The following is a 14,683-nucleotide window of genomic DNA, read 5'->3' on the forward strand; positions in this document are numbered from 1 at the left end:
TTCCCCGGAGCGGGCAGAGGGGGATCCTGTCCCCGCCGGCGGGTAGATCAAATTGGACAAGGCTCAGCAGTGCAGACATGGGAACGACTCCGACTGGGCAAACAGTATGGCCCCCTCCAGTGCATCGGCCTTGGGGTTGACCAGGTTTAGGTGCGCCAGCCGGGGAGCGAGGCGCATGCCGATGCCGCCGAGCAGGGCAATCTGGCTGGCTCCCAGCTGCTGCATCCCTTCCAGCAGGGTATTCAGCTGGGCGCAGGTCTCGTCAAGCAGCTGGCAGGCGAGCTCGTCGCCGTCGCTGGCGGCATCGAACACCCAGGGGGCGAAGCGGCCGTAGTCGGCGGGAATGGCGCGGGCGGCCCAGCGCACGACTTCGGCCTGATCCCGTTTGAAGTGATCGAGCAAGCGGATGGCGAGCGTACTGGGGGGCAGGATGCCGTCGTGGCAGAGCAGGGATTGCTGGATAGTGCGCAGCCCCAGCCAGGCACCGCTGCCCAGATCCGAAATGGGAAAACCGCGACCGGAACAGGTGTGCAGCTGACCGTTGCGATAGATGAGCCCGGCCGAGCCGGTGCCGGCGATGAGGATGGCCCCCTCTTGGCCGCCAAAGGCACCGAGGCAGGCACCGAAGGCATCGGAGGTGAGCCTGACGCTGGCAAAGGGAAAGGGCATCTCGAGCATGGCGTGATAGCACTCCGCCAGCTCGGCGGAGGCCAGTGCCAGACCAACCCCCATCCATTGCTGTGAATCGTCATCCAATCCGGCTTCAATTCTGGCCTGCTCGATGGCGGCCAGCACGTTGGTGTGGGCGACCTCTATGCCGAGCTCCAGATTGGATCCGGCGGCGCGCCCCTCGCCCAGCAGCTTGCCCGCCTTGTCCCGAATGCGGGCGCGGGTGTGGGTGCCGCCGCCATCCACGCCGACCCAGTACTCAATCATGCTATCCTCCCGGTGCGCTCTGCCAGCTGATGGCCAGGGCAAACCAGGCGGAATGTATGGAGGATCCACTGCTCTCCCCCAGTGCTAATGATGTCCGAGCCGCTCTCAATCATGGCGACCTCCCTGCACGCTCTGCCAAGTGATGGCCAGGGCAAACCAGGCGGCGTGCGGGATCCACTGCTCCCCCCAGCGCCAGTTCTGATCCAGCCGATCCTTGTACTGCTCAGGAATAAATGCGATATCCGCCTCGTCATCGAACCCTGCTGTGATGCCGTTGCAGATGCCGCCGAGGGCATTGGGATAACCGGCTGTGTAGCCCGGGTTGTTGATGCCGTGGCCCGCCAGCATGCAGACGTTGAACGGGTTCTGCCCCAGGATCCAGTCGAGCTGGCGCTGGCCGAAGCCGAGCAGCTGCCCGGATTGCTGCGGGAGCTGTTCGGCGGCGGCAAAGGCCATGGCGGCCAGGGAGGCCAGCCGGGCATTCTCCCCCTGCCACCAGTAACCCGATTCGTTGTGGTGGGGCATAAAGAAGCTGACGCGAGGCGCTTCATCCACCCCTTTTACATACTGGCGGGCGAGGGAGAAGGGGTTGCCTGCTTGGGCGCAAAGTGCCAGCTCGGCGGCCAGCGCCTGCTGCACCACGGTTTGCACCTGAGCCCTGCGTCCCTGATCCGGCTCTACGCCTAAATATTCCAGCAGCGCCAGCACCGGCAACCCTGCCTCGGCGGCGTGGTAGTAGGGGCGCGAGCCATCCTCGTTGGCTGACCAATAGTGACCCAGCTCCGGATGGATGCGCTGGCGGGCACAGAGCTTGCCGGCCCACACTCTCGCCTCTCTTAGCCACTCATGGCCCAGGGTCTTGGTCAGCTCGACCGCCGCCAGCAGGGCGCAGTAGTCGTCGATGATGTTTTCGACCCCGTCATCGAGATAGGCGAGGTTGTACTCGCACAGGTGCTGGTAGCCGCGTCTGGCCGCCTCGGCGTAGCGGCTGGCATCGAAGTCGCCGCTGACGCTGTCGCGGGCGGCGCGGGCCAGGGCGGCGATGGCCATGCCGCCCCCTTGCCGGAAACCGGCCTGCCAGTTGGCGGATTTGATCCCCTGCTGGGTGGCGTAGGCGCACAGCTCGCGCTGGGCGGGATCCTTGCTCCACTTGTCGAACAGGGTCATGAAGAAGAAGCCCGACTCATCCTGCATCCGGCAGAGGAAATCGGCGCCGTGCAGCGCCTCGTCATTGAGCCGCTTGCAGAGGTTCACCCCGTCTATGTCGCGGCGCGGGGCCAGCAGTTCCCGGCACTTGAGCAGAGCCCACACCACCATGGGGGTCTGCTGGGGGTTGAGGTAGTTGGCGTAGGAGAGGTGGCTCAAGTACTTGCTCATGTCGCCACTGGCGTCGAACCAGCCGCCGTGCACATCTTTGTGCTGGTCGGTGCCAAACAGGCGGGCGCTGCGATCGGCTCTATCGAAGGCGCCGCTGGCACGCTGGCCCTTGAAGTAGTGGATGACGTCGGAGAGGCAGCGACTGGCCAGCAGATCCTGGCCGATGGCAAAACGGGTTGAGCGGACAATGCGCTGCTCCATGGCGGCTGCGCCTGTGGGGGCCGTGATCGCCTCCAGCCGGTAGTGGCCGGGCTCCTTGAATGCAGAGAAGTCGGCGCGCCAGTAGGCACGGCCCTGCCAGCCAGGGACTTCACCGGCCGCTTGCAGTTGGGTTTCAAACAGCGTCTGGCCATCGCTTAAGCGTTGCAGCCTGACATAGCCGCCGAGATCATGGGCAGGGGAGGTTTGCAGCAGGGCGACCTTGTGCCCGTCGCACTCGTAACCCACCTGATTGATCAAGAGTTCCATCAAGGTATTGCTCCAGTGGTTCACCCCATTGCGGTGAGGCACATAGCGGGGCCGTGGTGGCCCCGCATCGAGGCATGGCCGGACTGGCTTGTCCGGCCGTGTTAGTGGCGAGCATCACTCGTAGAGATAGCAGCGCACGAAGTGGTTGTCGGCGAGTTTGGTGATGGGGGGCAGCTCATCCTTGCAGCGGGCCATCGCCTGGTTGCAGCGCCCGGCGAAGGGGCAGCCACAGGAGTCCGGCGTCCAGAGCGGTATCTCCCCCTTGCGGCCCCCCTCCAGCGCGGCGTGGATGCTCTTCTCGGGGTCGGGCACCGCCGAGATGAGCAGCTGGGTGTAGGGGTGTTGGGGGTGGTGTAGTATCTCGTCCACCTCGCCCCACTCCACCATATGACCCACGTACATCACCGCCAGATCTTCCGCCACATAGCGTGCGGTGGCGATGTCGTGGGTGATGTAGAGCATGGAGACCCCCAGCTCGTTTTTCATCTGCTCCATCAGGTTGAGAATGCCGATGCGAATGGAGACGTCGAGCATGGAGGTGGGTTCGTCCGCCAGCACCACCTCCGCCTCCACCGCCAGGTTGCGGGCTATGTTGACCCGCTGGCGCTGGCCGCCGGAGAGCTGGTGCGGGTACTTGGCCGCCGTGGCCTTGGCCGGGGTCAGTCCCACTTTTTCCAGCAGGGTATAGACCATCTCGGGCAGATCTTTCTTGTCGATCACCTTGCTGTGCAGCAGCAGGGGGCGGGCTATGTGGTGGTAGATGGTGTGGGTCGGGTTGAGCGAACCGAACGGGTCTTGCCACACCATCTGCACGCTCTGGCGGTAGTCGAGCAGGGCCGTGCCCTTGTTGAACTCCTCCAGATCCCGTCCGCGATAGAGGATGCGGCCGCTGGAGAGCTTGTACATCTTGGCGATGATCTTGGCGATGGTGCTCTTGCCGGAGCCCGACTCCCCCACCACGGCAAGGGCGCGGCCCCGGTGCAGGTTGAAGGTGATGTCGGAGAGGGCCCGCATCTTGCCGCTCTTGATGGCATTGGAGTTGACGGGGAAGTCCTTGTAGAGGTGCTGGACTTCGATGATGGGCGCGTCGGTTTGGGCGATTTGCATGACAGACATCCTTAACAGCCAGCGGCCTTGTCCAGATAGAAAACGGGATCCGGTTGCTCATCCTGCGCTTCATAAAGGTGGCAGGCGGTTTGTTGCCCCGGCCGGATCTCGACCAAGCGGGTGTACTCCTGGCGGCAGCGATCGTGCACCTTGCCACAGCGGGCCTGGAAGCGGCAGCCGACCGGCACCTCCAGCAGGTTGAGCGGTGTGCCGGGGATCCCTTCCAGCACGGTTTTCGGGCCGTGCAGGGGCGGGAACGAGTTTCCGAGCCCTTTGGTGTAGGGGTGCAGCGGAGCTGTCAGGATCGCCTTGGAAGGCGCCACCTCGATCAGCTCACCGGCGTACATGATGCCGATGCGATCGCAGAATTCGACCATCAAGGAGAGGTCGTGGGTGATAAACAGAATGGAGAAGTTGAACTGCTCTTTCAGGGCATAGACCTTCTGCAGTATCTCCCGCTGCACCACCACATCGAGCGCCGTGGTCGGCTCATCCATGATCAAGAGCTCGGGGTTGAGCGCCATGGCGATGGCGATCACCAGCCGCTGGCGCATGCCGCCGGAGAACTGGTGCGGATAATCCTTGAGCCGGCTCGGATGGATGTCGACTATCTCCAGCAGCACCTGGGCGCGCTTGATCGCCTCATAACGGGTCATGCCGGGATTGTGGGCCAGCAGCACGTCGCAGAACTGCTCCTCCATGCGCAGCACCGGGTTGAGGGCGTTCATGGCGGACTGGAACACCACGGATACCTGTTGCCAGCGGTAGGAGCGCAGCCGCTCCTCGTTGTAGTGGAGAATGTTCTCTCCCTTGAACAGGATCTCGCCACCGCTGATGTAGGCGGGCGGCTTGTGCAGCCGGGCCACCGAGAAGGCGACCGTGGACTTGCCGCAGCCGGACTCGCCTGCGAGGCCGAACACCTCCCCCGGGGCTATGTCAAAACTGACCGAGTTGACGGCGCGCACGTCGCCGCTCTCCGTGATGTAGTCGACGCAGAGGTTGCGTACCGACAGCAGGGGTTGCTTGTTCATGCTGTCCTCTCCTGTGGTGATGCCACGGGGACGGCGAGCTGCTTCCAGCGGCGAAGACCCTTGTGGGAGCGCAGCTGAGGGTTGGCTATCTCGTCGATGGCGAAGTTGAGCAGGGCCAGGCCTGCGCCCAGGGTGGCGATGGCGAAGCAGGGGGCCAGGATCTCCCACCAGGCACCCACCAGGATGGCACTGGAGGTCTGGGCGTTGTAGAGCATGATGCCCCAGCTGACCACGGTCGGATCCCCGAGCCCCAGAAACTCCAGGGTCGCCTCGGTGACGATGGCGTAGATGATGGAGCCGATGAAGCTCACCCCTATGATGGAGATGAGGTTCGGCAGTATCTCCACCAGAATGATGCGCCAGGCCGGCTCCCCCAGCACTTCGGCGGCGATGACGAACTCTTTTTCCCGCAGGGCCAGGGTCTGGGCCCGGATGACGCGCGCGCCGTAGGCCCAGGAGGTAAAGCCTATGATGAGCGCGATCACCGTCGGTGACGCCTCCCCGATGAAGCTTGCGAGCACCAGTAGCAGGGGGAGGTTGGGGATCACCAGCACCACGTTCATCAGGAAGGTGAGGCACTCGTCGATCACGCCGCCAAAGTAGCCAGCCGTGATGCCGACCGTGATGGCGAGGGCGCACACCAGTATGCCGGCCCCGAAGCCCACCATCAGGGAGATGCGGGCACCGTTGGCAAATTGGGACCAGATATCGTGGCCCATGCGGGTGGTGCCCATCACGTATTCGGCGCTGGGGGGCTGGTGCGGACGGGAGACTCGCTTGGTCGGCTCGTTGCTGGCCAGCAGGGGGGCGAACAGTGCCATCAGCACGAAGCTGACCACGATGAAGAGGCCGAAGGCGGCTTTCTTGTTGCCCAGCAGGATTTTCAAAATAGTCGGCATACGCATCTTATTTGCCTCCTGTACGCAGACGGGGATCCAGGAAGACGTAGAGCACGTCGGCCAGGAAGTTGAAGCTGAGCATTGTGATGGTCATGATGAGCAGCTGCCCCTGAATGAGGGGGTAGTCGCGGGCCAGAATGCCCTGATAGAGAGTCAGACCCAGCCCAGGGTAGTTGAAGATCACCTCTGTGATGAGGGAGCCGCCGATGACGAAACCGAGCGCCATGGAGAGCGCCGTCACGCTCGGCAGTATGGCGTTGCGGGCACCGTAGTTGAAAATGACCCGGTTGCTGGAGAGCCCCTTTGCCTTGGCCATGGTGATGTAATCCTCCCCCAAGAGGTTAATCATGTTGTTGCGCATTGTGATGAGGAAGCCCCCCACCTGCACCATGGCCAGGGTGGCGACCGGCATGATGGCGTGGGTCATGATGCTCTTGATGTGCTCCCAGCCAAAATCGGCTTTTATCTCCGGGCTGTAGGCATAGCCGATGGGCAACCACTCCAGACTGACCCCGAACAGGAAGAGGGCGAGCAGGGAGATGACCACGGGCGGAATGGCCTGCATCACCAGGGTGAGCGGGGAGAGGATGCTGTCCATGGCGCCTCCCCGATACCAGGCGGCGAAGATGCCGACGATGGATCCGACGGAGAAGCTCAGTATGGTGGAGGTACCCACCAGGAACAGGGTCCAGCCGATGGCACGTCCGAGTACGTCGGCCACGGGTTGGGGGTAGTAGCGCACCGAGGTGCCGAGATCCCAGGTGAAGACACTCTTCACATAGGTGAGAAATTGGGTGCTGATGGGGCCGTCCACGAAACCGAAGGTGGCCTTGAGGGCCTCCAGCGCGGCGGGTTCCATCATGGCGCCAGCCCGGGCAAACATGACGGAGACAGGATCCCCCGGCATGGCTCTGGGTAGCAGGAAGTTGATGGTGGCGGCCACCAGAAAGGCGACCAGATAGAAGGAGAAACGTCTCAGTATAAATCCCATGGTGAACCCTTTTACTGCAAGCCTGCCCCGCGCCGGGCAAAGCTCCCCCAACCCCGAACAATCAGGGGGATGGAAGACATGGCGGGGAGAATGGCCCCCCGCAGGGGGCCGGGGTGGTTAGCTGTTTGGCTTGAGTGACAACACGTGCAGCAGACGTTCCGGGGTGTCCGGGTGAACCTGCGGCTTGGCGACCGGGTTGTCGGCACTGAACCAGCCATTGAAGCGCTTGGTGCTGTATTCGTACCAGGTCGGGTTGTTGAACACAGGGATGATGGTCTGATTGGCACCGACCTTGTCCTGGATCTCGAACATGATGGCCTTCTGCTTGGCCGCATCGGCGGTCTGGGTGAAGTCATCGATCAGCTGGTCGAGGGCCGGGTCCTTGTAACGGGGCGCCGCAAAGCGGTTGCCACGCTCACCCATGTTGCGGGAGTGGAAGGCTGTCTCGAAGTACTTGTGCGGGTTGGCACCGGCAAAGTAACCCTGCAGGGCGACGTCGAAGTCACCGGTGATCAGGTTTTCGGTCCAGACGGTGGCTTCCGGGGTGGCGGTTTTGGCGTTCAGACCCAGGGCCTGCAAGCCTTCGACCCCGATCTGGGCGGTATTGACCCAGTCGGTCCAGCCGTTCGGTACCAGCACCTTGAACTCGATCTTCTTGCAGCTCGGGGTGTCGAGGAACTTGTCGCCGTCACAGTCCTTGTAGCCCGCCTCTTTCAGCATGGCCTTGGCGCCTTCCAAGTCGAACTTGTTGAATTTGCCGTACTTCTTGTCGACTTCCGGGTTGTTCCAGGAGTCGAAGGCTTTGCCGAGCCCTGAGGGGTACTCGTTGACGGTCGGGTAGCCGTAACCGGCGATATCCACCATGGCCTGACGGTCCATCGCCATGGAGAAGGCGCGGCGGAAAGTGATGTCGTTGAAGGCTTCGTGGTTGCCCGGGTTCTTGGTCTGGAAGTTGACGTTGAACGCCACTGTGCCGGAGGCCGGGAACCAGTACTTGTTGTTTTTCGGATCGTTGCCAACGTAGAGGCGCTCTATGTCCGGTACGAAGGAGCCGAACCAGTCAACGTCACCCTTCATCACGGCGGCCAGCACCTGGTCGTTGGTGGCCATCTGCGGCATGCGCAGGCAGTCGATGGCGAGGTTGGCGTTATCCCAGTAGTGCGGGTTGCGGCACTGGGTGTAGAGCTGGGCGGAGAAGTTGTCCACCTCGGTGAAGGGACCGGTACCGACCGGTTTGTCGTTGGTGAAGGCGACCGGGTCTTTTACCGACTTCCACTGGTGCTCGGGGACTATGGGCACCAGCACCAGGTCATTCACCACGTTGGTATTGACGTCGGTCAGATCGAACTTGATCTTGTAGGGACCTAGTTTCTCTATGTTCTTGATCTGGGTCCAGATAGAGCGCTCATCCAGCGCCTTGTTGGCTTTCACCAGATTGAAGGAGAAGAGGATGTCATCCGCATCAAAACCTTCCCCGTCGGACCACTTGACCCCTTCACGCAGATCGAAGGTGACGGATTTCAGGTCATCGCTGAACGCATAGTGAGTGGCCAGACGATAGACGGGTTTGCCACCCTGCATATCGTTGAAGATCACCAGAGGTTCATAGATGAAGTGACGAGTAGTATGGAGCAAACCCGCTTGCAGGAAGGGGTTGAAGTTTTTGACCCAGGCGGTCTCCTGTTGTGCGACCAGGGTCAGCACAGTCTTGTTTTCAGCAGCCATGACATTGCCGGCGGCCCCGGCAAGCATCATGGTTCCCAGCAGTACAGCAGTAGAGATTTTGGATACTTTGGCAAGCATATTATGTCCTTTCTTATTTTTTGGCATTCCCGAGGGTTCGCCTTGTTTTGTGTGAGCACCGACTTCGCATGCTGGGGAGGTCGGCCCTCTGTGTTGGTCAGGTGTCTAACCTTTGTCGTTCTGTTTTCCAACGTCCCTAGCAAAGCAGAGTTAACAGGAAAACAACAACTGTTCCGTTCGTCGATATCGTAAAAATCACAGCCCCGACGTCAATATCGTCAAAATGGTTTTTAACCCATTTTAAATCATGAAGTTATGTTATTTGCTTTGGCGTAATAAGTCCCTGTCTGCAGGCCATTCATGACAATTGTGTGAATTGGATCGGCTCTTGTTTTGACGCGTTTTACCCGCTTAATTCTGCACAAAAAAAAACCGCCCCGGCAAGTGTGAGCCAGGGCGCAGTTCGGGGGGGATCAGGATTTGCGGTTGGCGAGTTGACGCAGGGTCTGGGCGCTGTGATGCAACTGCTGGCGTAGGGGATCGCTCAGCGGACTGTGGGCGAGCACATACTCGGCGGTGGCGACGACCGTCTTCCAGCGCGGTGCCTTGGGCAGAGTATCCAGGCTCAGGTATTTATCGAGGGTACGGGTCTGGGGGCTGGATCTGTCCATGTAGACGCGCCAAAGCTTGCTCTTCTCCGCCAGCACTATCTTGCCCTTGCCGGTGCTCTGCTGCCAGGCATCCAGGGTGAGACGCATGGTATCCACCAGGGCCCGGCGCAGGGGTTCGTCATCCTGTTGGCGAATGAGATCGTCGGCCAGTGAACGGAATTCTCCCCCCAGTCGGCTCAGTTCACCCAGCAGCTGACCATCCTCTATAATGGCCTGACGTGACAGGCTCTTGAGGGCATTTTCCAGAGCCATCACCCGGTTCTCGTCCTGGCGCAGCTCAGTGCTGAGGGTGAGGGCGAAGGCGGCCTGCCCCCCCAGGCTGATGGAGAGGGCACGGGCATTGAGCTCGTCCTGCTGGCCTGCCACCAGAAACGCCAGTCGCTGTTCCTGCTGCGCTTTCAGGTCAGGCCACTGGATTGCCAGCGGGAGGGCCAGCCACTCATCCAGAGGCTGGCCCTCCATGGCTTCCGGCTCCTGACCCAGCAAGCGGGCCAGCACCCGGGAGGCAAACAGCACAGTGCCTTGCTCATCGATGAAGACAATCGGATCGGCCCCTTCCCCAAGCAGCGCCAGCAGCCGCTCCTGATCCTGATGCAGTTGCTCCTGCAGGGTGAGGCGATGTTCTATCTCCTGCTTGAGCAGGCGGTTCTCCACCAGGGAAGCGCGGCCCGCACTCGCTTCCAGCAGGGCCTTGACCCGGGCAAACAGCTCCTCCTTGCAGAAAGGTTTGACCAGGTAATCGTTGGCCCCGGCGTTGAATCCCTCTTCTATATCCTTTGGCTGGTTGAGGGCAGTGAGCAGCAGCACCGGCAGCTTGTCTTTCGGGTGCTGCTCGCGCAGGCGGCGGCAGACGTCAAAACCCGAGAGGGTCGGCATCATGACATCGAGCAGGATCAGGTCGACCGGCTCCTGGGCCAGCTTGGCCAGGGCGTCGTGGCCATCGCTGCTGGGCAGGATGCGATAACCGCAGGGTTGCAGCAGATGGCGCAGGATATGCAGATTGATGGGCTCGTCATCCACCACCAGTATGAGAGGCGCATCATGGGGCGGAGGCGGCAGATCATCGCTCTCCCAGTCCGGCAAGATGAGCGGCTGCTGGCGCACCAGCTGGTGTTCAATCTGGCGGCTGTCTAGGGTCAGGTTGCCCGCCTTGCCGCTGGCGAGCGGCAGGGTGAAGGCGAAGGTGGAACCGACGCTCGGCTCGCTCTCCACGAAGAGCTCGCCTCCCATCAGGTGTACCAGCTGGCGGGTGATGGAGAGGCCGAGGCCGGCACCCTGTTTGCTCACTTCCGGGCTCATCTGCACCAGTGGTTCGAAGATGTGCTCCAGATGCTCTTTGGCAATCCCGATGCCGGTGTCGGTCACCTTGATGCGCAGGAAGTTGCCCTCCACCAGGGCGCTCAGCACCACCTTGCCCTGGGGCGTGTACTTGATGGCGTTGCCCACCAGGTTGTAGAGCACCTGTTCGAGGCGCTGCTCGTCGGCCAGTACCGGCGGCAGTTCGGCCGGGCTTATGTCCACCAGAGTGAGGGGCTTGGCCTGCACCAGGTGCTGACAGAGATCCAGCACCAGCCGTATGACCCCCTTGGAGGCGACTGGCTGGGAATGGATCTCCAGCTGGCCGTAGCGCATCTGATGGTAGTCGAGCAGGTCGTCCACCAGCCGGGCCAGACCGTCGGCGCTCTTGATGATGAGGCCGAGCTGATTTTGCTGCCCCTCGGTCAAGTCCTGCTGGCTGGCGAGCATGGACTCCGCCATCCCCTTGATGCCATGGATGGGAGTGCGCAGCTCGTGGGAGGTGTTGGCCAGCAGCTCATCTTTGAGCTTGTCCGCCTGTTGCAGACTGAGGTTCTGCTTGTGGGTCAGTTTGACCTGCTGTTGCAGCTCCTGGGTCTGGCGCTCGATAAGCTCAATCTTGTCTTTCACCGAGCGCTGCATGTGGCGAAACGCCTGAGCCAGCCTGTCTATGTCATCGTCGGTGCGAGGGATAGTGATGGGGTGATCCAGGGCGCCATCGGCCACCTGCTCGGCGGCGGCGGTGAGGGATCGCAACGGGGCCGTGATGGAGTGGGAGAGCCAGCGGGAAAACAGGATCAGCAGCAGCAAGGATCCGGCTCCCAGCAGGATCACCAGCGTCTCCAGCTGACGGATGGGGCGATAGGCCTCACTGGTGGAGATCTCGGCGATGAAGGCCCACTCGGTGTCGAACACCTTCACCTGGGTGTAGGCGGCCAGCACATCGTCATCGTGATAGGAACGAAACAGCCCGACACCCTGTTCACCGGAGAGGGCCTTGACCACCAATGGGGTCTGCAAGGGCCTGAAATTGGGGCTGAAGCTGTTCTCCACGCTGAATTCCGGCGCCAGCCAGGCATTGGCACGCATCCGCTTGTCCGGCCCTATGAGGATGGTCTCGCCAGTTTCTCCCAGGCCCTCCCGCTCGGCCATGATCTGGTTGAGCTTGTCCGGCAGCAACTCGAAGATCACCACGCCGCGCACATAGTCGTACTGCATGACGGGGGCGGCCATGTAGGCGACCACCTGGCCGGTCAGCTCGTTGCGGCCAAAGTCGGTGAATTCGAAGATCTGCTGCGGTTTCTGACCGCCGTCGAGGCGGCGCTTGATCTTGGAGAAGGTGCTGCCAAGGCCGCTTGCTTGATAGGGGCCGGAGAGCAGGTTGGTGGCAAAGTTGGGGCGCTTGGTGACTGAATAGACAACGTCGCCGTTGAGATCGATGAGGAAGATGTCGCTGTAATTGGATTTGCGCACCATGTCGGCATAGCCGCGATGAAAGCGCTGGTGCACCCGGCCATACATCTCGTCTGCCAGGATCAGGGCGCTGATGGCCGGTTCGATCTCGACTTTGGGCTCGGGTTTTTGCAGCTTGTCCCAGGAGCCGGGAACGTAGCGTGCCTGGGCGCGTGCGCGGGCCTCCTGCGGCGTGGTGCCGAGCTTCTCGAACGCACCGGTAAAGCCGTAGAAGCGACCTATACTGTTGCCGGCAAAATCCTGCTGGGAGAAGTTGATGATCTGTTCTTTAAGGTTGCCGAAGTAATCCTCCAGCTGGCTCTTCTTGATGTTGCGAACGGAAACCAGGTGGTTGGAAGTCTGGGTGGTGAGATCTTTGCCATGGCTGTAGAGGAAGAACAGGGTGACGACCAGGAAGGGCACCAGACCCAACATGAAAAAAGCCAGCATTAGCTGCGGCCTGAGCCCACGAGGCTTGAAGATCCATTTCATCGTGTGATTTTCAATTGAGAATCCAGTTACTAAGCGGCACAAGTCTCTGACTAAAGACTAATCATTTCAATGACTTTATCTTAAATTCGCCTGTGGGGTCACAGCCTGATGTGGTTTTTTTGGTCAAGCCGTCTAAACCCTGAGCAAACAGTACGGGCAAGGGCTAAAAGTGCGAAAAAAGGGTTGTGCCCGCGCTCGGGGTACGTATAATGCGCCTCGTTGTCAGGTAACTGGCACACGGCAGTCAGGCGGGAATAGCTCAGTTGGTAGAGCACGACCTTGCCAAGGTCGGGGTCGCGAGTTCGAGTCTCGTTTCCCGCTCCAATTTCTCATAGCACCAACTATGGGTATCACTTTCAAGGCAGCAGCCTTGTCAGCATGGCGCGTTAGCAAAGCGGTTATGCAGCGGATTGCAAATCCGTTTAGTCCGGTTCGACTCCGGAACGTGCCTCCATATCCTTACGGTTCAATGCCATTCCAGCGATAAATATCACACACCATAGGTGTGCTTTTCTGTTTCTCAATATCCCTGCTGAGCCAGTAACTGTTCACAGCCCTGCTGTTGCCACTCCCGTTCCAGATAGCGATTGACCTCCACCAGATCCTTCCCCCGGAATTGAAATTGCACTGCGGCCGAATGTTCGGTCAGATCCGCCATCTTTTGTTTCAGCAGACCGCACTGCCACAGGCTGACGGTGGGCACGCCCTGATAGGCCAGGGTGATGCTGTCGCCTTGATTGAGTTGCCAATCCTGCCATTCCGACCAGAGCAAGAGGCCCAGTACTCCCAAGACCGCCATTTCCGCAGGTTTCATCGCACAAGCTCCCTCCTGACTGCCAACCTATTAAATCTGGTCGACGCACATCCCTTTGCCAGTTTTTGTTACTTGTAAGTTAATTAATGTAATTGGATTTCACCATATGGCCTTTTGTGGATTTTTTTGCGAAAAAATGGCGTTATTGGTGTAGTAATCCTACAGTTTGTGGAGTAATCTTTGTTCAGTGGTCTTACCAGTAAGGAGTGCTATCATGTTTCATCCCTTTTCTCTGACTCAGATAATTCTTCGTCGCATCTATGCGTTGCTGGTGGGTATTCTGGCCTTCCCCGTTATGCTGTTTCGCAGCGATCGTGCCCGCTTCTACAGCTACTTGCATCGTATCTGGAGCAAAACCAGTACCAAGCCGGTATGGCTCAAGATGAGCGAGCGTGGTGAGCGGATCTTCTACTAAATTCGATTTCAGACAAAAAAGAGAGCTTCGGCTCTCTTTTTTTATTGTCATCAAGAGACTGAAATAACAGGATTTGTTGGCATCGGCCTCCTTCATCATCTGGTCATCCCTCTCGTGAAGTGGACCCCATATCTTGCACACTTTATCTGACAAGGCCTTTGGGATCGCCAGTCGTGGCGCCGGGTGCTGTGGATCCCGGCCGTCCAGGGTATGGGGGATCTGGCGAGAAGGCCGCATGCCTTGCCAAGGCGGGCCTATTTGTGTGCACACTGTCCCATCCACAAGGGGGCCTGCGGGTGTGCCTCTTCATCTATGAAGCACTGATGAGACTGAAGGAGACGCGATGATTATTCGTCAGGCAGATATGGCCGATATTCCCGCCTTGGTGAGTTTGCGCATGGGGCTGTTTTGCGAGGTGGGGGAGTTGGCCGATCCGCTGGCCGACCTGGATCTCTGGCAGGCGACCAGTGCCTATTTCAGTGCGGGGCAGGCTGATGGCAGTGCGCGCTCCTGGGTGGCGGAGGTCAGGGGAGAAGTGGTGGCGAGTGGCACCCTGGCCCTGTTTGTGCGGCCGCCCTATCCCGGCAACCTGTCAGGGCGGGAGGCCTATCTGCTCAACATGTATACACTGCCGGCATACCGCAAGCAGGGCATGGCCAGCGCCCTGCTCGATGCCATGGTGGCCCATGCCCGTGCCGAACAACTGGGCAAGGTGTGGCTGCATGCCAGTGAGCAGGGGCGTCCCCTGTATGAACGAATGGGTTTTGTGGCCAATTCGGCCTATCTGGAGTGGCAACCAGCGGTGTGACTCCGAGCGATGCGAAACTGATCCAACACGGGCAGATATTCGTACCAAGCGTCCAGCGCAAGCGCGCCTGCTCTCTACGTTGTGTCTCTTTTTATGGATGGCAAGAAGATAACCGGGCGAGCGCCGGCAGTAAAACGTCGGTCAAAGTCTGATCCGGCGATTTCGCTCAACTATGATCAGCCT

At 60.3% G+C, this 14,683-nt stretch carries 11 protein-coding genes and 2 tRNA genes; 4 read left to right on the top strand and 9 right to left on the bottom strand.

The features are described 5' to 3' along the window. Positions 1 to 63: 63 nt before the first annotated feature. The 8 genes from AC1P02_RS11215 to AC1P02_RS11250 all read right to left on the bottom strand — a co-directional run bounded on the left by AC1P02_RS11215 (position 64) and on the right by AC1P02_RS11250 (position 12,463). Positions 64 to 936, bottom strand: coding sequence for a glucosamine kinase nucleotide-binding domain-containing protein (locus AC1P02_RS11215; RefSeq protein WP_429179591.1), 873 nt, complete (start codon positions 934 to 936; stop codon positions 64 to 66). A gap of 105 nt (positions 937 to 1,041) precedes the next feature. Continuing rightward, entirely contained in the window at positions 1,042 to 2,781 is a 1,740-nt protein-coding gene (locus AC1P02_RS11220; RefSeq protein WP_429179590.1) for a glycoside hydrolase family 9 protein, read from the bottom strand. A gap of 114 nt (positions 2,782 to 2,895) precedes the next feature. Further along, positions 2,896 to 3,888: an ABC transporter ATP-binding protein gene (locus tag AC1P02_RS11225; protein ID WP_021139062.1), complete on the bottom strand. Its 993-nt coding sequence runs from the start codon at positions 3,886 to 3,888 to the stop codon at positions 2,896 to 2,898. A gap of 11 nt (positions 3,889 to 3,899) precedes the next feature. After that, complete coding sequence (locus AC1P02_RS11230) at positions 3,900 to 4,919, bottom strand: ABC transporter ATP-binding protein (protein WP_059112083.1); 1,020 nt, start codon at positions 4,917 to 4,919, stop codon at positions 3,900 to 3,902. Then, positions 4,916 to 5,824: an ABC transporter permease gene (locus AC1P02_RS11235; protein ID WP_212540034.1), complete on the bottom strand. Its 909-nt coding sequence runs from the start codon at positions 5,822 to 5,824 to the stop codon at positions 4,916 to 4,918. Before AC1P02_RS11235 ends, AC1P02_RS11230 begins: the two co-directional genes overlap by 4 nt. A 1-nt stretch (position 5,825) precedes the next feature. Beyond that, entirely contained in the window at positions 5,826 to 6,809 is a 984-nt protein-coding gene (locus AC1P02_RS11240) for an ABC transporter permease (RefSeq protein ID WP_021139059.1), read from the bottom strand. 117 nt (positions 6,810 to 6,926) lie between these two features. Next, a complete protein-coding gene (locus AC1P02_RS11245; RefSeq protein ID WP_087756235.1) occupies positions 6,927 to 8,612 on the bottom strand; it encodes an ABC transporter substrate-binding protein in 1,686 nt (561 codons plus the stop codon). Positions 8,613 to 9,025: 413 nt separating this feature from the next. Then, positions 9,026 to 12,463, bottom strand: a complete 3,438-nt coding sequence (locus AC1P02_RS11250; protein ID WP_485185401.1) for an ATP-binding protein — start codon at positions 12,461 to 12,463, stop codon at positions 9,026 to 9,028. Positions 12,464 to 12,711: 248 nt separating this feature from the next. On the opposite strand from AC1P02_RS11250, the gene AC1P02_RS11255 reads away from it, so the two are divergent. Both AC1P02_RS11255 and AC1P02_RS11260 read left to right on the top strand, forming a co-directional pair. Further along, positions 12,712 to 12,787: transfer RNA gene (locus AC1P02_RS11255), tRNA-Gly, on the top strand. 56 nt (positions 12,788 to 12,843) lie between these two features. Beyond that, positions 12,844 to 12,917, top strand: a tRNA-Cys gene (locus AC1P02_RS11260). A gap of 66 nt (positions 12,918 to 12,983) precedes the next feature. Here AC1P02_RS11260 and AC1P02_RS11265 read toward each other — a convergent pair. Then, entirely contained in the window at positions 12,984 to 13,277 is a 294-nt protein-coding gene (locus tag AC1P02_RS11265) for a hypothetical protein (RefSeq protein WP_485185402.1), read from the bottom strand. 214 nt (positions 13,278 to 13,491) lie between these two features. Here AC1P02_RS11265 and AC1P02_RS11270 point away from each other — a divergent pair, with 214 nt between their 5' ends. Then, positions 13,492 to 13,692: a YbfA family protein gene (locus AC1P02_RS11270; protein WP_021139055.1), complete on the top strand. Its 201-nt coding sequence runs from the start codon at positions 13,492 to 13,494 to the stop codon at positions 13,690 to 13,692. Positions 13,693 to 14,035: 343 nt separating this feature from the next. Further along, complete coding sequence (locus tag AC1P02_RS11275) at positions 14,036 to 14,500, top strand: GNAT family N-acetyltransferase (RefSeq protein ID WP_485185403.1); 465 nt, start codon at positions 14,036 to 14,038, stop codon at positions 14,498 to 14,500. Positions 14,501 to 14,683: the final 183 nt, after the last annotated feature.

The sequence above is a fragment of the Aeromonas sp. TS_SC_11 genome (genome assembly GCF_057318915.1).

Excerpts from the sequence above, each read along its gene's own strand:
- AC1P02_RS11275 (WP_485185403.1), top strand. The coding sequence starts at position 14,036 with ATGATTATTCGTCAGGCAGATATGGCCGATATTCCCGCCTTGGTGAGT.
- AC1P02_RS11265 (WP_485185402.1), bottom strand. The coding sequence starts at position 13,277 with ATGAAACCTGCGGAAATGGCGGTCTTGGGAGTACTGGGCCTCTTGCTC.
- AC1P02_RS11220 (WP_429179590.1), bottom strand. The coding sequence starts at position 2,781 with ATGGAACTCTTGATCAATCAGGTGGGTTACGAGTGCGACGGGCACAAG.
- AC1P02_RS11250 (WP_485185401.1), bottom strand. The coding sequence starts at position 12,463 with ATGAAATGGATCTTCAAGCCTCGTGGGCTCAGGCCGCAGCTAATGCTG.
- AC1P02_RS11270 (WP_021139055.1), top strand. The coding sequence starts at position 13,492 with ATGTTTCATCCCTTTTCTCTGACTCAGATAATTCTTCGTCGCATCTAT.
- AC1P02_RS11240 (WP_021139059.1), bottom strand. The coding sequence starts at position 6,809 with ATGGGATTTATACTGAGACGTTTCTCCTTCTATCTGGTCGCCTTTCTG.
- AC1P02_RS11230 (WP_059112083.1), bottom strand. The coding sequence starts at position 4,919 with ATGAACAAGCAACCCCTGCTGTCGGTACGCAACCTCTGCGTCGACTAC.
- AC1P02_RS11235 (WP_212540034.1), bottom strand. The coding sequence starts at position 5,824 with ATGCGTATGCCGACTATTTTGAAAATCCTGCTGGGCAACAAGAAAGCC.
- AC1P02_RS11245 (WP_087756235.1), bottom strand. The coding sequence starts at position 8,612 with ATGCTTGCCAAAGTATCCAAAATCTCTACTGCTGTACTGCTGGGAACC.
- AC1P02_RS11215 (WP_429179591.1), bottom strand. The coding sequence starts at position 936 with ATGATTGAGTACTGGGTCGGCGTGGATGGCGGCGGCACCCACACCCGC.
- AC1P02_RS11225 (WP_021139062.1), bottom strand. The coding sequence starts at position 3,888 with ATGCAAATCGCCCAAACCGACGCGCCCATCATCGAAGTCCAGCACCTC.